Below are 18,081 nucleotides of genomic sequence, written 5' to 3' on the forward strand. Positions count from 1 at the left end.
GCTCACTTCAAGATTGTTCTGGATGACAAACCCCGGAACGTAGCTAGTCTACGCGGTTATTCCTATGACACAGACGGGTACTTTGCCCAGAAAGTGATGGTGTTCGAACTCTATGACGAACCGCAGCAAAAGCCTGTACGTCACTTCGATTCTAGCCGCTTTGATGATATGGACGATTCAGGTCTCCTGTCCCGGATCGCCCGAATGGTGCAGGAGGCAGGTGAAGGTAATCGACACGCTACGCTGTTAAAAGCAGCCCGCTTAGCGGGTGGCTACGTAGCGGCTAACCGACTGGATGAGTCAACCGTCGTGTGTGCTCTGGAAACCCTTGCTGGTGAATGGCCCATGTTTTCCAAGTCTCAAAAGACAATAAAAGATGGTATACGCTATGGTACAACAGCACCGATCTATCCACAGGAGCGAACAACACCACTAAAAATAAAATCAAAAACGCTTAACCCACTTACCTACAAAACCTACAAAAGTAGCGTTGAACCCGTTGAGCGTATAGACACTACCGTTAGTTTAGTCGTAACAGTAGCCAATATGGAGGAGTTGCTGGCTGCTCAGGCCGGAACTACGATCCGACTGGATCCTGAACGCCTGAAAAGGCTGTCCATCTTACCACACTATACAGAAGACTACCCGGCTGATTGGGATCTCCCAAATCCACCGGACGCTATACCCTCCATCCGCCAGCACTTCACCGTAGAAAGCTATTTAGCCTGTTAGCGCAACCCCGAATTTCTCACTAAAACAAGAATCAATCATGAGACGCATTTACATTGACCTCAACTACGAGCACTTCGTAGACTACTATCAGGGTCGCGAGATTAAAATCAAGCAGGATCGAAAAACCGGAGAAATCCTGTTCGATGCCGAAAGCGTAGCGCCCATTCTGGGCTTTGCCTCAGCGGAGGAAATGTTCAGCAATGATGCCGTATTAGACCTGCTTAACGAGCAGATCACTAATGGGAAAGCCAAACCGATTCGTCGTATCTAATCTCACTTACAGCACCACGCAAAGCAGTAATGCCCAGCACGCTAGTGAGAAGCTAATAACCGCCAGAGTGATGCTGGCACTAATAAGATGTTGCTCGTTCGCCATACTCATCTAAAAGCAAACCCCGTGCCAGTATTCTCTGGCTCAAACAACCAACTAACCCATGCAAACCAATAGCAATAACCCAACCCAAACAATAACCGGCTATCTGGTCACTAACGCCCAACAGCCCCAGACGGCGGCTTTCTTCACCGACCCTAAACTCCTGCAAGCCCGACGAATGGCGCTGGACTACGTCGAACAACGCACAGCCGCCGATTCGCTTTCTGACATAGCCCTAGCCTATGAAATTCAACTGGTAGAAGCTAACCCACAAACACCTTTGACTCACTATCAACCCATAGCCCTGATTCACCAGCAGGAACTGGCCGCCCAGAAAGCTACGCCCAGTCCGGAGCGCCAAACCCGCTGCCAGCACGGTATGGAAGAGCTCCACCAGGAGTATCTGTATTACCTGGCTAACCAGCAGTCCATGGGCCTGGGCTTTTTTCGGCTGGCCTGTTACGATCCGGGTGAAGATGTTGCCAGTCTGCAACTCTCTATTCTGGCCGACGCTATGGCTTACAGCTGCATCCTGGATAGTGGTTTGAACCTATCGTCATTTACGCCCGATTTACCCGAGCGTAACACCATCACCACGTTCTACCCCGCGTACTTAACCTCCAACACCCAATAACATGGCTGCTCCCAAAGACAACGAGTTCTGGAAACTGCGCGCCAAACACGGCCGCGATAAACTATTTGAAACGCCCGCCCTGCTGGAAGAAGCCGCCTACGAATACTTCTCCTGGTGTCAGGATACGCCCTTGTATAGAACCGACTTCCGGGGTAAAGATGCCGATGAGGTACACATCCCACTACCCCGTCCCTTTACCCTGACAGGGCTGTGTCTGTACTGCGATGCCAGCGAACAGTTCTGGCGCACATTTAAGGCTTCTGGGCCTTCTGAAGATTTTTTAGCGGTCATTTCGCGCATTGAGCAGATCATCTACACCCAGAAGTTCGAAGGGGCGGTGGTGGGTCTCTTCAACGCCAACATCATTAGCCGGGATCTGGGACTGGTGGATAAAAAAGAAGTAGCGGCAGAATTGAAACTGGAGCCCATCACCGGCATGCGCATTCTGTCGAGCATCAACGCTGATCCAACCAAGTAAGAATGGAATTAACCTTTGATATCTACGGCAATCTCAAGCAACTGGAAGTGTGTCACCACTGGCAGGACAGCTCTGTGACTGATATTGTCTATGGCGGCTCCAAAGGATCAGGAAAGTCGTATCTGGGTTGCTCCCTAATCTTTGGCGATGCCTTTACGTATCCGGGTACGCATTACTTCATTGCCCGCGATTCCCTTACCAACCTGCGTAAGTTCACCATTCCATCCATTCACGAAGTATTCAATCACTGGCAAATTGGACCTGCTTATTACAACTACAACGGACAGGACAATTACTACCAGCTTTACAACAAAAGTCGGGTATATCTACTGGATGCCAAACCGCTGCCCTCTGACCCACTATACGCCCGTTTCGGTTCCATGCAAATGACACGCGGCTGGATTGAAGAAGCTGGAGAGTTCGTGGAAGCCGCCAAAAACAACCTCGCTGCCAGCATCGAGCGCTGGAAGAACGACACCTACAATCTTGCCCCGAAGCTCCTGCAAACCTGCAATCCGGCCAAGAACTACCTCTACAAACAATACTACCGGAAGCATAAAGAGAACAACCTGGAGGACTGGAAACGTTTTGTGCAAGCCTTACCACAGGATAATAAGAAGCTGCCACCGGGTTATCTGGAGAACTTACATAGAACTCTTTCCCCCAATGAGAAGCAACGTTTGTTGTACGGCAATTGGGAGTATGACGACGACCCGGCTGCGCTGATTGACTACGAGAAGATTCTGGATATCTGGAACAACCAGCACGTACCAAGAGGCAGCAAACGCTGGATCACCTTCGACGTAGCTAGGTATGGGCGCGACAGCACCAAGATTTGTGTCTGGGATGGGTGGCGGGTGATTGGCTACCAGACTCACCGGGGCTTATCCGTGCCCCAGGTAGCCGCTAAAGTACGGGAGGCCATGAACCGCTTTCAGATTCCGGCTTCTCAGGTGGTGGGCGATGATGACGGCGTAGGGGGTGGTGTAACGGATCTACTGGGCTGTAAAGGCTTTATCAACAACAGCCGCCCGCTGGAAGAACTGAATCCCGGCATTGGCTGGCAGCAGCCTAACTACTTTAACCTGAAATCCCAGTGTTATTTCCGGTTTGCGGACCGCGTAAACAAAGCCGGTCTGTACATAGAGCCTGGCGTCATGAGTGCCCCCGAGCAGGAGGAAACCATTGAAGAACTCGAACAGGTCAAACAGAAGGATATGGACACCGACAAACGGAAGTCCGTGGTACCCAAAGAAGAGGTGAAGGAAATCATTGGCCGCTCGCCTGACAACTCCGATGTGCTGATGATGCGGGAATATTTCGAACTGGCTTACCGGGAGCCCATGCGACGCACCAATCGAAAGTAGAGACCTGCAAATACCTGATTCATTTTCTGTAATAGTGTCAATAAATCAAACGTTCACTTGCGAATATATCAATTAATTTATCAAATAATTAGTAAATTTAAAACAGACGATTTCGGCATGAAAAAGAAAAACAAAGCGAGAAAACGGATTTCCAGGGCAGCACCCACCCGTCCTGCGCAGGCGGTTAGCGATCAATATCTGGACCGGGGGCAGGACTTACTGGCGCAGTTTCAGCATCTACCACCTGATTCCTCGCCTGAAGTACTGGCCCAGCGAAAGCAGCAGCTCGACGCGGCTCTTACTACCCTGTTGCAAGGTATTGCCCTGGGTGATATGGAACAGGCACAGGCAGATCACCAGCGGGGGAAGTTGTCCGATCAGCAAAAGCAGCGCCGTATCGATACGGCGCTGGATGAGTTTAACCAGGCCGTAATACCAACGCCACCTGAACCCGAGGAGTCCCGATCTTTTATCTGGGGAGCAAACGGCGAATTCATCTATCTCGGTTAATCTAACCCACTTACACCCATGGCAAAACAACGGATCGAATACCAGGACATGATTGACCTCGACGGCTATAGAAAGGCCGTTGGGGAATCAAGACAAGATTTTAAAGCCTTTTACGACGAGGTCATGAAGTTGCTGGCCGCTATGCAACAGCAATCAGCAGCGCTGAAAGGTGAACTCGCAACGCTTTTCAGTAAAAATCAGGGCAATAACTCCAATCAGCAGATGCAGGACTATGCGCAGCGGGTTACTTATCTGAGGGCGCAACTCAACGAGGCCAAGGCAGCCGAAGAGAGTCTGATGAAAACCCAACAATTGCACGGGCAGGTTACCGAGAGTTTGATTCAGCGACAGGAGCGGTTACTCAAGGAGTATGTTAGCCTGGAAGGCAATACGGCTAAGGTTATACAGACTAAGAAGCGTCTTGCCCGTGAAATGGTGGACGTGCAGAATCAACTTGACCGCGTTGCCAAATCTACCAAAGCAACTGTCAATGCCACCAAAGAAGCAGAAGGGCAATACAACCGGCTACAGAAAGAATTGTCGGAAGCTCGTCGGGAGTTAAAGGCGCTCGATAACGCTTTTGACAGCACTACGGGGCGCCTTAACAAAAACAATGCGGCTGCTGTATTGCTGGCCAACAAAATCAATACTGCCGACACCTCACTCAAGAAGATGAGTGCCACGATGGGTCAGCACCAGATGAAAGTCGGGCAGTACGAAAATGCACTGAGTGGACTGGCTAATGGTGGAGTGATGGGGTTGATTGGTAGTCTGGGATTACTTGGCATTGCTTTTACAAAGGCCATTGAACTTGCCGGTCAGGCGCTCGGCAAAATGAGCGAGTTCGAGCAATTGCGGGGCGGATTAAAAGCCGTTACCGATGGGTCGCGTGAACTTGGACAGGTGCAGCAGTTTCTGGAAGCCACCGCCGATAAACTAGGCGTAAGCTTTGTGGCACTGGCTACCGCTTACCGGGGTGTTAAAGTGGGGACGGAAGGCACAAAACTGGAAGGAAAAGAAGCCGAACGCATCTTCAAAGCCTTTGTTACCCGACTCGCTGAACTGAAAGTGCCTGCCGAAAAAGCAGAAAAAGCTCTCCTGGCATTGGAGCAAATGATTTCCAAAGGTAATGTCAGTGCTGAAGAATTGCGCCAACAGTTAGGTGACGCCATGCCGGGAGCGTTCAAATTGTTTGCTGATGCCGCTGGGGTAAGCACAATGGAGCTAAACGACATGCTCAAAAACGGCGAAGTGCTGGCCGTTGATATACTCCCTAAAGTAGCCGACCAACTGGAGAAAACGTTTTCCGGTCAGGCCACCGCCAATGTGGAGAGCCTGGCAGGCGCAACCGCCCGACTTGATAATCAGACGGGCCTATTGCTGGATACTTTCAACCAGCAGGCGGGTATTACCGGCTTTTTTGCTAAGATTAAAAACGGGATCGCTGACACACTGGCGGCTATGCGACTGGCCGTAAAAGATGGCGACTGGCTTACATTCTTTAATTCATTTGGTCGCCTGTTTAACCCTGGAGCGATTTTTACAGGGGTTGGTAGTTCGGATGCTTTAAGCCAGGAACAGCAACTACAGGCGTTTAGGGAGATGTCAGCCGGTATGCGTAAGGCAAAGCTGGATATACTCAAAGAGCAGGCGGAAAGTGCCAAAAACGAAGCTGATTTTCTGGCACAGACACCGGCTCAGAAAAAGGCAGCAATGGAGCGCTATAAAGCCAATTTGGAAGAATACAATAAGCTCTACCGGGAAAATATCAAACTACAGGCAAAAGACCGGGCCGATGCTATTGCCCAGGAGCAACGCGAAAACAAGGATGCTCACGATAAAAAATTAGCCGACCTAAAAACCCGCGCTGAAGAGCTGTCACTGGCCGAACGCAATGCGCTGATTGCCCGCTACCAGCAACAGATTAAACTGGATCAGGAACTGGTAAAAAAACGGCCCGATTTAGTCAACTCCCTGAATGCAGACATTGCCGCCAATAAAGAATATATAAAAGTACTGGAAGGCGTCAATAAGGCAAAGGCCAAATCCGATGCCGCTGACGCGAAACGTGATGAAAAAGACCGGGAACGCGATGCTGAGCGTAAAAAGCGGGAAGCTGAGCAAAAAGTACGACAGGATATTGCGGACAATAAAACCAACACCTCCGTTCAGGCGTCGGGTCTGGAAGCCTCGTTTGCATCGGGTGCCATGAGTGAAGCCGATTACATCAACCAACGGCTAGCCATCTTGCAGGATGGCGTACTTCGGGAACAGGCGATACTACGAGCGGCAGGTAAGGAGAATACCGCTGAATATGCCCAGACGCAACAGGAGTTGAACGATATTGCCGCCGACTACATCAAAAAACGGAATAAACTACAGGAGGAAGCATTTAAAAAGGCTGTAACAGGCGTTTCAAAGGCAATTGCCTCAACCAAAGGGAGTATTGAAGGGGAGTTATCTACGCGATTAGCTGACCTGCAAAAAGCCTATAATAATGAAGAAGCAGAAATTGCAGGACAGGTGTCTAAGCGTCAGATTTCAGAGGGCGAAGGAGAGCAACGCCTTTTTGACTTGAAAATCCAACTTCTTCAAGACATTGAAGCGGCCACTCTCAAATCAAACGAATCGATTCAGCAAATGTCCGAATCTCGTCTGAGAAAGGTGGAGGATTCATTGCGGGAATCGGGGGCTACTGAGGTACAGATTGCAGAAGCACTTGAAAAGGAGAGAGAGAATATTGAGAAGGAGCGATTAGATGGATTGCAGGAAATAGCTGATTTAGAGGTTAAAATTAATGATACTAAAAACGAGAAAAAGAAAAGTGGCGACAAACGAACAGCCGAAGAACGTTTAAAAATAGAAAACGCGGCACTTGAATTAATGAGAGCCTCCATTGCTGGTTTTTTTGACATACAAGCTCAGTTCAGAGACCAGGACTTGCAGCGACTGGAAAAAGATAAGGAACACGAGCTTTCTATGTCAGACCAATCGGAGTCATCTAAGGCGGCTATTGAAGAAAAGTACGATAGAAAAGCCCGTGAATTGAAACGTAAACAAGCCGCCGATGACAAGGCTGCTGCTTTGTTTCAGATTGCGATTGATACAACTGTAGCAGTTACGAAAGCGTTACCGAATATACCTTTGGCAATACTTATCGGGGCGCTGGGCGCGTTGAACGCGGGACTGGTGATCGCCCGCCCACTACCTGAATTTTTCAAAGGTACCTCTGATGCGCCCGAAGGCCCGGCGTGGGTGGGTGAACGTGGATACGAGCTAATTGAATCAAAAAAAGGAGGCAAACCAAGTTATCGATTGGCGGCTGAGAAACAGGTAGCCTACCTGAATGCTCACGACCGGGTTTATAATCATGCCGAAACCAAACGGATCCTACAGGTCAATCAGGATATTGCCCAGGACGTAAGAAGCGCACCGGGGGGGAGTTTGTACACTCCTCCGGTTATTCATGCTGGACTCACTGAAAGTGCCATGCGTCAGATTATGAAAGAAGCGTTTGAAGCACAGCTGTTATACCAGACAATTTTGGATGAGGATAAATTAAGGCACTTCATCCAGAAGGCAAATACTAGGACTGAGTACATGAATAGCTACTTCTCCCTGCCGAAGCCGAAACGGTAAGCGTAGCTTTTCAATAGAGTGGTTAAGGGTAGCAAAGGGTCTCGGTTTAACCGAGGCCCTTTCTTGTTGGTGCCTTCTCAATATGGCAGATCACAAATGAACAGCTACCGAACAGGCAATGATCAATTATACCAACAATTGAATACATAGGCTATTTGATGTTAGTATTTCTTAGGTAAGACCATACCGCTAAATAAAGCCAATTGGAGATGGGTTGATTCCAACTAACTTTGATAAACAGACACTTAACTCTTGATCGTATGAAATCACTTTGTCTTATACTCCTGTTTGGTCGGTTGTGCCTTCCTTTGCTAGCGCAGACCAACTATTTGGCCCGGACTGCCAACTCTGCTACACCTGGTATGCAAAATACCATGATTGGACATGGTGCGGGTATCACCAGCACTAGTGCAGCTAGCCGGAATACATTTGTGGGTTACTATGCGGGGCATGATAATACCTATGGTGAGGAAAATACTTTTATGGGCACAAACGCCGGAGAATCGAACACCAGTGGATCGCAGAATACGATTATTGGCTTTAACGCGGGCAAAACCAACACGTCTGGAATTTATAACACATTTATGGGGAGTCACGCAGGAACCAATAACACCACGGGTGGAGCTAATACCTTTATTGGCCTTAATGCAGGATACTCTAACACCAACGGAGGAAGTAATACCTTTATTGGCATCTACGCAGGAACTTCGAACACGACAGGAGATGGCAATACTTTTATTGGCCGGAGTTCAGGTGCGCAAAGTGGAACGTCTAATTTTAATACCGGACTGGGTTATTATACCGGTTATTTTCTGGAAACAGGAGAAAATAATGTGATGCTTGGCGCTAAAGCAGGCTATAGCACCAATACAGGGAGTAACAACGCATTCTTGGGCTTTGAAGCTGGCTACAAAAACACAACTGCCAGCAACAACGTGTTCATTGGTTACCAGACGGGTTACAGTAACACGACCGGCATCGCCAATCTGTACATGGGCCAACTCGCGGGTTATAGCAGCAACGGCTCCTACAACCTCTTCATCGGCAACTCCTCAGGCCAACAAACGACCTCGGGTGGGGGCAACACCTTCATTGGCAATGGCTCGGGCTATAGCAACACCACCGGCCAGAACAATACCTATATCGGCAATGGGGCTGGCTTCACCGGCAATGCCGCTGGTCAGAGCAACACCTTCATTGGCCAGAATGCAGGAGTGTCATCGGGAGCCGTCGTCAATAACTCGACCGCCATCGGGGTAGGTGCCCAGGTGTCGGCGAACTATGCGATTGTGTTGGGGGCTCCCAATCCTGCCTGGAAAGTGGGCATCGGCAACACCGCTCCCAACAATAAGCTTGAAATTACGCACGGCACGGCTGGTCAGTCGGGTCTGCGGTTTACTAACCTGAAGAGCACGGACGCGGCTTCGTTGACTAACCAAACAAAAGTTCTGTCTGTCAATAGTAGTGGGGATGTCATTCTGGTCAGTACCAATGGCTCGACTCGGGAGGGCGTGAGCGAGTCGCTGTGGCAGCGCAAAGGCTCGTTTCTGCAAAGTACCCAGAATGATGCCATTATCATTGGCGAGGGCGTGAGCAAGACCCCATCGGATTACAACCTGTTTGTCAGCAAGGGTATATTGACCGAGAAAGTGAAAGTGGCTGTGAAGAACACGAGCGATTGGAGTGACTATGTGTTCAAGTCAGGCTATTCGCTTAAGCCCCTTGCTGAGGTTGAGCAATACATTCGGAAGCACGAGCATTTGCCAGGTGTTCCCTCGGCAGAGGACGTAGTTGAAAAGGGCGTTGACGTAGCCAAGATGGATGCCAAGTTGTTGGAGAAGATTGAAGAACTGACCCTGTACAGCATAGAACAGCAGAAGGAGAATCAGGCGCTGAAAGATAGAGTTGTGGAGTTGGAAAAAGGTAATCAGGTCAATCAACTACAACAAAAAGAGATTGACGAGCTCAAAGCGCTGGTCAAACAGGTGCTGGAGAAGAAGTAAATCGACTGATTCAACCCTCTGTGGTGAGCCCTGACCTTAAGCAGTCAGGGCTTTTTTATGCTTGCCAACAAACCCTCCATTAAAGTATTACTTCAAGCCTGTTTTTCTCAATTACGCATGAAAACTCCACAAAATGGTTCAAATGCGCTAGAAATGGGTCAATCGTGTTAGTCTTTGGTGGGGTCAGGATCAGAATTTTGGAGGCCAATACCCTTCGATCTAGTGACGGGCAAAACCGGCTCAACCTAAGAAAATAAGCCCGTTCAGGCGAAAATGGAACACGCATTATAGTAGATGGAACATATGTGCTAGTTATTAAAACAATTAGCCCAGACCTTTGCGGGGTTAAAGATTGTCAACAGCTGGTTAGTTAGAAGAGACAGCACGTTTCGCTTAATGAATGATTCACCGCTTACTCTAAACTTCGTATGAAAAGACTTTTTACCCGCAGTTCCTGTTTACGGCATCCCGCTTCCCGCATGGCGGGGCTCCTGCTAAGCGGTCTGTTGCTGACTTTAGGTACAGGCCTCACCAACCGCCTTCATGCTCAACCATCCGCTGGTGAATCCAGTGTTGTAGCCAACCCGGCAAGACAGCAGGTTAATTTATTCGTCACTGTCACTGTCACTGTAAGGGATGATCAGGGAGCCCCCCTTGTGAATGTACCAGTTACAGTCACAGCCAACCCCAGGGGAGGAACAAAGTCAGGCAATACAAGCACTGGTGGTATAGTCGTTTTCTCGTTCACGTCTGATCAAGCGACCACAGTAACCTATACCGCCGTTGCACAAGGTGTGACTATTGACCAGACCGCCAGGGTCGTGTTTACACCGCGAGTATTCACACCCACCACGTTTACCGTAACAGGTGGGGGCAGCTATTGCAGCGGAGCTGCCGGGGTTAATGTGGGGCTGTCAGGGTCTGAGGATTTCGTTACTTATCAACTCTATCGTGATAATGTACAGTTACCGGAATATACTATACCTGGAACAGGAACCCCCATTAGTTTTGGCAACCAGACCATACCGGGCACCTACACCGTGCGAGCCCCTGGCTCTTCTGGAACAGTGACGATGAGTGGTTCAGCCGTCGTTAGTGTCATTCCCTCACCCACGGTGAGCATTACGGCCAATCCCTCGCTCACCATTACTCAAGGCCAGACTACTCAGCTGACCGCTTCGGGAGCCAACTCCTACAGTTGGTCGAGTGGGCAAAGTACGGCTAGTATATCAGTCAGTGTAGCGGGCCCCTATACAGTAACGGCCACTGCAGGAAGCTGTTCCTCGGTGAGTAGCGTGGTCGTTAACGTAACCCCGTTGCCCTGCGGCTCAGTGGTGTACGTCACTCCCAGCGGGGCGGGTCTACAGAACGGCAGTAGCTGGAGCAATGCGCTCTCGGGCACGGCCCTGCAAGAGGCCATCAACACGGCAGCGGGTTGCGGGGCTCAGGTCTGGGTGGCGGCTGGTACGTATAAGCCCACCACGGGCAACGATCGGAGCATCAGCTTTGCTATGCGCAACGGGGTGACCATTTTTGGAGGATTCCCGACCACTGGCGAGCCGGGACTGGCCCAGCGCAATCCAGCCAGCTTCTCTACCATCCTGAGCGGGGACATCGGTACCCTAGGCGACAATACAGATAACTCCTTCCACGTCATTAACAGCACGGGCTTAACTAATACAGCCATGCTGGATGGGTTTATCATCAGTGGAGGCAACGCCAATGGTAGCTCCCCCAATAATCAGGGCGGGGGGATATATAACTCTAGCGGTAGTCCCAGCCTGACTAACTGTAACTTCCAGGGCAATACCGCCTTTCAAGGCGGGGGGATGAAAAACTCAAACAGCAGTCCCAGCCTGACTAACTGTAGCTTCATAGGCAATACGGCTTCTCAAGGTGGGGGGATGGAAAACCAGAGTAACAGCAGTCCCAGTTTAGCTAACTGTAGCTTCATAGGTAATACGGCTTCTAACACTGGCGGGGGGATGTTTAACGTTGGCGGCAGTCCCAGTCTAATCAACTGTAGTTTTAGTGGCAATACCGCTTCTACTGGTAGGGGGTTGGGTAACAACGGCAGCCATGTCAGCCTGACCAACTGCGTGCTCTTCGGCAACGGGGGGCAGAATACGATTGCTAACGGTAATAACAGCGTAGTGGTGGCTACCTACTCGCTCTTCGAGCCGAGCGAGACCACCTACACGGGTGAAAACAACCTCACGACTACTATCAGTCCCTTTGCAGATGCAGGCAGCGTAGCGCTCAACGCCTGCTCGCCGGCTATCAACGCCGGTAACCCCGCCAGTGTCACTGTGGCCAGCCCTCCCTACTCAGCCACCGCTCTGCCCCCCACCGATCTGGTAGGCAACCCCCGCATCGTTGGTAGCCGGGTCGATATGGGTGCCGTTGAGTTCCAAGATACACCTAATACGCCCCTGCTCATCACCCAGCAGCCGCCCAGTGGCTCGGCGGTGTGCGCGGGGAGCAGCGTGATTGCCCCGGTAAGCGTAAGTGGTACGGTCCCCTACACCTATCAGTGGTACAAAGATAGTTTCAGCAGTCCGGTGGCTTCCCAGACCACGGCCGCCTTTAGCCTGAGCAGTGTCACCACCGCCCAGACAGGCAGCTACTCGGTGGTGATCACCAATGCCTGCAACTCCGTGACCTCAACGGCCTTTAGTCTGACAGTGACTCCCCTTAGCCCTGACTATCAGGCCCTGGTTGATCTCTACAACAGCACCAACGGGGCGGGCTGGATAAACAAAACGGGCTGGCTTACCGGCTGCTCGCCCTGCAACTGGTACGGGGTCACCTGCACTAGCGGCCGGGTAACCGGATTGAATCTGCAGAACAATAACCTGGTTGGCACCATCCCTGCCAGCCTGAGTACCCTGACGGGTCTGGTTAACTTGCAAGTCGGCAATAACAATGGGCTGACCGGCGGCATTCCCTCCGGCATTGGCAGCCTGACGACCCTGCAAGAGCTCAATCTGAGCCAAACCTCGCTGGGGGGCAGCATCCCCGCCAGTCTAGGCCAGCTGAGCCAGCTCCAGTATCTGTATCTCAATCAGAGTGGACTCACCGGACCCCTACCGGCTAGTTTGTCGAACCTGACCAGTGTGCAATCTCTTATTTTAGCTAACAACCAGTTAAGCGGCTGCTTTCCCAGCAGTTATACCGCCTTGTGTGGGAAAAGTGTAGTTTTATCGGGTAACCCTGGTTTGCCCGGCGAGGGTAACTTTGCGGCTTTCTGCGCCAGCGGGGCAGGCAGTGACGCCTTTCAGGCCCTGGCCACGGCCAGTCCCAATCCGGCCTGTGTGGGGAGCCTGGTCAGCCTGAGCGTGACGGCAGGGACATCCTATCAGTGGAGTGGTCCAGCGAGCTTCACGGCCACCACCCAAACGCCCACCATCCCATCTGCTTCAACTGCCAGCAGCGGGATCTACTCGGTGACGGTGGGTAACGGTAGCCCCACCTGCAGAGCTACCACCAGCGTCAGCCTGACGGTCAACGCCCCACCCAGCGCCACCATTGCTTACCCCGGATCGATTTTCCTCACCAGCAGTGCACCGGTAAATGTCACCCGAACGGGAACGGCGGGTGGTACGTATTCGGCTACCCCTTCGGGGCTGAGCATTAATGCCAGCACCGGCCAGATTACCCCCGCCAGTAGTGCGCCAGCCAACTACACGGTGACCTACACCGTGCCAGCTAGTGGTGGGTGTGCCCCGTTTAGCGCCAGCACGACCCTGACCATTCAGCCGCCGACACCTACCATCTCCCTGACCCCTTCCCCCAACCCGGTCTGTGCCGGCAATTCCTTTACCCTTACGCCTTCATTCACCAACATTCCGCCAGGTGAGTATTCCTTTCAGCTCTCCTTCTCCGATTATAGTATTATAGAAACTATTGTCATTGGTCCCAATTCGACGTCGACCTACAGCCGGACCCTAGTGGCTAGTCTTGATGGGCCCCAGTCTGTGACGGCCTCTATTACTTTATACGGGGAAGTGTTTTCAGCCGTCGCGAGCCTGACAGTCAATGTCTCCCCCACCCCGACGCTGGTCAGCAGTGGTACCATTACCTGCGCCAACCCCAGCGTTACCCTAACAGCCGGTGGGGGTTCATCTTATGTCTTTAGTGGGCCTGGGGTTGTTAGCCAGAATCCTACTTCGGGTAGCGCCTTGGTTAATTCCGGTGGCCTCTACTCAGTTACGGTTACTAGTGCTAGTGGTTGCAGTAGCGTCACAACCCTGACGGTGGATCAGAATACCACGCCTGCCTCGGTGAGTATTGCTCCTGCTTCGGCCACCCTCACCTGTAGTAATCCAGTGGTGAGTCTGTCAGCGGTAGGAACTGGCACGTATCGCTGGAATACCGGAGAAACAACCCCCACCATTAGCGTCTCCACCGCTGCTACGTATTCCCTAACGGTAACGGCAGCAAACGGCTGTTCCGCTTCGGCATCCACCCCAATTTCTCTTGATAACACTTCGCCACAGGTTAGTATCGCTCCCGCCAGCGCTACCTTAACGTGTAATGCCCCTACCATGAGTTTGTCTGCGGTGGGCAGTGGGAGCTACCGCTGGAGTACGGGGGCCACTACGCAGACCATTTCGGTGAGTGTAGCAGGGGCTTACTCCGTTACCTTGACGGGCGCTAATGGCTGTTCCAGTACGGCCAGTGCCGGGGTGATCTACCAGAACTGTGCCCCGACTGTAGTGAATGCAATTCCTCCTCAATCAGCTACCGTGGGTCAAGCGTTTAGTTACACGATACCAGCTAACACCTTCACCGATGCCGAGCCGCCTAATAGTCTTACCTTGGCCGTGAGTGGCTTGCCTGCTGGTCTAAGTTTTGTGGCTCCTAACACCATCACCGGTACGCCTTCCACCACCGTGGGCTCGCCCTTCTCTGTCACGGTGACGGCTACTGATCCGGGCGGACTCACGGCTACCACAAGCTTTTTACTGAATGTGCAGCCTCGCGGTTTTGCCATCACCGGAGTAACGATGCTCGACTGTAATCACATCAGCTACTACGAACGGCGCATCAACTTCACCGTCAGCTTCGAGGGCACGAATGGTCAGCCCATCAGCCTATCAGTAGTCAATGAAACCAGGACAATCACTATTGATGAGCCGTATCAATTGAACCTGTTCACTGACAACCCGGTGATCGTTTTCAAGGCTCGTCAGCAGGGTACACCGGGGGAGGCTAGCTTTGCCTACAACTGGCTGGCGTATTGTGCCAATGGCAACCCCCGGGTGGAGAATGCAATTCCTCCTCAATCAGCTACCGTGGGTCAAGCGTTTAGTTACACGATACCAGCTAACACCTTCACCGATGCCGAGACGCCTACTAGTCTGACGTTATCGGTAGTCGGATTACCCGCTGGTCTAAGTTTTGTGGCTCCTAACACGATTACGGGCATCGCTTCGGCTTCAGCCAGTGCGTTCTACAGTGTGACGGTAGTGGCTACTGATCCGGCGGGGGGGGCAGTATCGACGACTCTGCCCTTTAGTGTGGTGAATCCAGGCGGCTGCGGGAGTATGTTCACCCTGAAAGCAGGCGACTGGAATGACCCCGCCGTTTGGTCGTGTGGGCGTATCCCGGTGCTAACTGATGCCGTTACGCTCAATCATGCCGTGAGCTTGCCTGCCACTTATCAGGCACAGGCGTTGCGGGTGATCTACAGTGCAGCAGGACGGTTGATCTTTGGCTCGACTAGTCGGTTAAGGCTGGGGGGAAATTAGCGCCTGAAATGAGAGAGTAGTAGCTGTAAAAGCATTCTACAGCTACTACTTCAACTAACCCTAAGAAGCCCTAAAGTCATCTCTTCCCCCTGCTCCTGACGGGATCATGAAACCAACACCCTACTTAAAACCCCACCAACCCCATAGTCAGCCCCAGGTGAGCTGGACACTGGCCGATGGCAACTATACCCATATGTATTTTCACAACGGGGGCTACTACCTGTCGGCCATCACCCTGGGTACCATCTGCCAGCGGTTTCCCTATCTGATTCGACTGAGTAAACACATGGCGGTTGCTCCTAGTCTGATTGTAAGCTGGCATCGAAACCAGGCCCGACAACTGGTGGTAGTGTTGGCCGTGGAGGGCAGTCAGCAGGAAGTAGTTATTCCTCGTCGGCGCGTCCGGGAGATAAAGCAGCTCTTACGCCAGCGACAAGTGCAAAGGGGTGACTAGTTAGTGGAGTGACAAGGCATTTGATGAAGGGTATCGCCTAAAAGGATTATAGGAGGTGGAGCGCTATATCCAGGTTCATAAGCATTTGCCCGGCATACTCTCGGCGTCCGAAGTGGTGAAGCAGGGCGTTGACGTAGCCAAGGTGGACGCTAAACTGCTGGAGAAAATTGAGGAGTTGACGTTGTATAGTATCCAGCAGCAGAAAGAGAATCAGGACTTGAAAGAGCGAGTGGTGGAATTAGATAAACAGCAGGCTAAATTCTCCCAACTGGAAGAAATGTTAAAACGGTTCATGGAGAAGAAGTAAGAAACCCGGTCTTTATGACACGAAAGCCTGCTCGTACCGAGTGGGCTTTTTGTTTTGTGCATCAACCCACTGTCACGGCGAAAGGCAGCTAAAAAAACTGCGTTTTGGTGGCTTATTCTCTCAAAATGCGACATGAGTTACCACATTGGAGACATTTGAGTTCACTTCACAAGCGCCTTTCTCTCCATTTTTGCTCAGGGCTTTCCACTTCTGCCACCCGCCCTACTACGCTCTGTAATTCGCTTCAATTAATTTATTTCAAACCGTTAATCCGCATGAAAAAGCTTCACGTTATTACAATTTATTTACTACTGATAGGCGGCTCTGGTATGGCTCAAATGCGTATCAGTGACAAGCCCGCCAGCTCCACACTAGCCAGCACTACCTTGAACGCCAATTCGCTGTTGGAGTTGGAAAGTAGCACTCGCGCCCTTTTATTGCCTCGGCTCACTCAGACTCAGATTGACGCCATGCAGGGCGTACCCGCTGGGATGCTGGTTTATAATAGTACTACGAACCTACTCAACATCCGCTCTAATACTGGTTGGGTTACCCTGGCGCAGGCAGCCAACGCGGCTTCGGCTACCAACCCTTGGTCATCTTCAGGCACGGTAGCTTATACAAACCAGACGGTTGGTATTGGCATCAATAATCCTTTTTCGCGACTCGCCAATACCTCGGCCAATACCCTCGATTCGCAAGGCTTCGGCGCTAATCCTGAATCGCTTTCCTGGAGAGCTACTCAACCAGGCTACGCAGGCGTGTTTCAAAACAGTGGAACACTAACGAATAATAATGGATTACTGGTGAAAGTTACCGCATCTAATTCCACGGCATTAGAGGTTGGTCAAGGTACGCAGGGAGCCAATGCCACCCCTTTACTCGTGGTTAAATCTAATGGCCGGGTTGGCATTGGCACCAATAATCCTTTTTCGCAACTAGCCAACAATTCGGGCAATACAACAGGTACGGATGGGAATGGGGGAAATTCAGGTTCGTTTTCCTGGTCGGTAACTCAGCCAGGTTATGCTGGCCAGATTTATAATGGGGGTACAAGCGCAAGTAGTAATGGTTTGGTTGTCAAAGTCAATTCAAATAGTGCCACGGCTTTTGATGTAGCGCAGGGGGCGCAAAACGGAGCTGCAACTCCACTTTTGACGGTTAAGTCATCAGGTAGAGTTGGCATTGGTACCTCAACCCCCCAATCCCCGCTGGATGTGATTGGGACAATATCGGCTAGTACCCTGAATGTAAATGGGACAATATCAACTGGTACTCTGGATGTAAATGGAGTAATCTCAGCTGGTACATTGGGTGTAAATGGGGCAATATCGGCTAGTACATTAGGTGTAAATGGAGCAATCTCAACTGGTACATTGAGTGCGAGTGGGGCAATATCAGCTAGTAGCCTAGATGTAAATGGGATAATATCGGCTAGTACCCTGAATGTAAATGGGACAATATCGGCTGGTGCCTTTAATATGGGAATCCAATATATATATGAGGATTACACACAACAGGCTGGATACATTTTTAAATACGTAAAAACCTGTCCATCTGGCACAAAAGTAATAGGGGGTGGTGGTGGACATAGAGATTTAAATACAGCCGCTGATGATATAGTTGTTAACTATACGGGGCCAGACCCGGTAAATGCCAACGCTTGGGCTGTGATTGTTAAAAATATAGGGACTAGCGATCGGGGCGTACGAGCGTATGTAATCTGCGCCAAAGTACAGTAACCTTGTAGCTATCTGTTCATGACCAAGCCCTGTTTTTCAGTGGGGCTACACTAGCTCAAGAAATAGATTTAGAGTTGTATTTCGAAGTT

11 protein-coding genes and 1 pseudogene are annotated in these 18,081 nt (G+C 51.0%); all 12 read left to right on the plus strand.

Going from position 1 to position 18,081, the window contains the following annotated elements:
- Positions 1–732 (plus strand): annotated as a pseudogene (locus tag IC229_RS24325) (hypothetical protein); the annotation flags it as partial.
- A gap of 37 nt (positions 733–769) precedes the next feature.
- Positions 770–1,003 (plus strand): hypothetical protein, encoded by a 234-nt coding sequence (locus tag IC229_RS24330; protein ID WP_190889776.1) that lies wholly within the window; start codon positions 770–772, stop codon positions 1,001–1,003.
- Positions 1,004–1,166: 163 nt separating this feature from the next.
- Entirely contained in the window at positions 1,167–1,739 is a 573-nt protein-coding gene (locus IC229_RS24335; protein WP_190889778.1) for a hypothetical protein, read from the plus strand.
- A 1-nt stretch (position 1,740) separates the two neighbouring features.
- Positions 1,741–2,217, plus strand: coding sequence for a DNA-packaging protein (locus IC229_RS24340; RefSeq protein ID WP_190889780.1), 477 nt, complete (start codon positions 1,741–1,743; stop codon positions 2,215–2,217).
- Between the two features lie 2 nt (positions 2,218–2,219).
- The gene (locus IC229_RS24345) at positions 2,220–3,584 is read left to right on the plus strand and encodes a terminase large subunit domain-containing protein (protein ID WP_190889782.1); all 1,365 of its coding nucleotides are present in this window, start codon (positions 2,220–2,222) and stop codon (positions 3,582–3,584) included.
- A gap of 117 nt (positions 3,585–3,701) precedes the next feature.
- Entirely contained in the window at positions 3,702–4,094 is a 393-nt protein-coding gene (locus IC229_RS24350) for a hypothetical protein (RefSeq protein ID WP_190889784.1), read from the plus strand.
- A gap of 18 nt (positions 4,095–4,112) precedes the next feature.
- Complete coding sequence (locus tag IC229_RS24355; protein ID WP_190889786.1) at positions 4,113–7,733, plus strand: tape measure protein; 3,621 nt, start codon at positions 4,113–4,115, stop codon at positions 7,731–7,733.
- A gap of 260 nt (positions 7,734–7,993) precedes the next feature.
- On the plus strand, positions 7,994–9,736 hold the full coding sequence (locus IC229_RS24360; protein ID WP_223834175.1) for a hypothetical protein: 1,743 nt from the start codon (positions 7,994–7,996) through the stop codon (positions 9,734–9,736).
- A 428-nt stretch (positions 9,737–10,164) separates the two neighbouring features.
- Positions 10,165–15,489, plus strand: a complete 5,325-nt coding sequence (locus IC229_RS24365) for a putative Ig domain-containing protein (protein WP_190889788.1) — start codon at positions 10,165–10,167, stop codon at positions 15,487–15,489.
- Positions 15,490–15,595: 106 nt separating this feature from the next.
- Positions 15,596–15,943 carry a LytTR family transcriptional regulator DNA-binding domain-containing protein gene (locus IC229_RS24370; RefSeq protein WP_190889790.1) on the plus strand — a complete coding sequence of 116 codons (348 nt, stop codon included), beginning with the start codon at positions 15,596–15,598 and terminating at the stop codon, positions 15,941–15,943.
- A gap of 55 nt (positions 15,944–15,998) precedes the next feature.
- Positions 15,999–16,250, plus strand: coding sequence for a hypothetical protein (locus tag IC229_RS24375; RefSeq protein ID WP_190889792.1), 252 nt, complete (start codon positions 15,999–16,001; stop codon positions 16,248–16,250).
- A gap of 275 nt (positions 16,251–16,525) precedes the next feature.
- On the plus strand, positions 16,526–17,992 hold the full coding sequence (locus IC229_RS24380; RefSeq protein ID WP_190889794.1) for a hypothetical protein: 1,467 nt from the start codon (positions 16,526–16,528) through the stop codon (positions 17,990–17,992).
- Positions 17,993–18,081: the final 89 nt, after the last annotated feature.

The sequence above is a fragment of the Spirosoma profusum genome, assembly GCF_014699005.1.
In the GTDB taxonomy this organism is placed as follows: Bacteria; Bacteroidota; Bacteroidia; order Cytophagales; family Spirosomataceae; genus Spirosoma; species Spirosoma profusum.

Excerpts from the sequence above, each read along its gene's own strand:
- IC229_RS24330 (WP_190889776.1), top strand. The coding sequence starts at position 770 with ATGAGACGCATTTACATTGACCTCAACTACGAGCACTTCGTAGACTAC.
- IC229_RS24335 (WP_190889778.1), top strand. The coding sequence starts at position 1,167 with ATGCAAACCAATAGCAATAACCCAACCCAAACAATAACCGGCTATCTG.
- IC229_RS24340 (WP_190889780.1), top strand. The coding sequence starts at position 1,741 with ATGGCTGCTCCCAAAGACAACGAGTTCTGGAAACTGCGCGCCAAACAC.
- IC229_RS24345 (WP_190889782.1), top strand. The coding sequence starts at position 2,220 with ATGGAATTAACCTTTGATATCTACGGCAATCTCAAGCAACTGGAAGTG.
- IC229_RS24350 (WP_190889784.1), top strand. The coding sequence starts at position 3,702 with ATGAAAAAGAAAAACAAAGCGAGAAAACGGATTTCCAGGGCAGCACCC.
- IC229_RS24355 (WP_190889786.1), top strand. The coding sequence starts at position 4,113 with ATGGCAAAACAACGGATCGAATACCAGGACATGATTGACCTCGACGGC.
- IC229_RS24360 (WP_223834175.1), top strand. The coding sequence starts at position 7,994 with ATGAAATCACTTTGTCTTATACTCCTGTTTGGTCGGTTGTGCCTTCCT.
- IC229_RS24365 (WP_190889788.1), top strand. The coding sequence starts at position 10,165 with ATGAAAAGACTTTTTACCCGCAGTTCCTGTTTACGGCATCCCGCTTCC.
- IC229_RS24370 (WP_190889790.1), top strand. The coding sequence starts at position 15,596 with ATGAAACCAACACCCTACTTAAAACCCCACCAACCCCATAGTCAGCCC.
- IC229_RS24380 (WP_190889794.1), top strand. The coding sequence starts at position 16,526 with ATGAAAAAGCTTCACGTTATTACAATTTATTTACTACTGATAGGCGGC.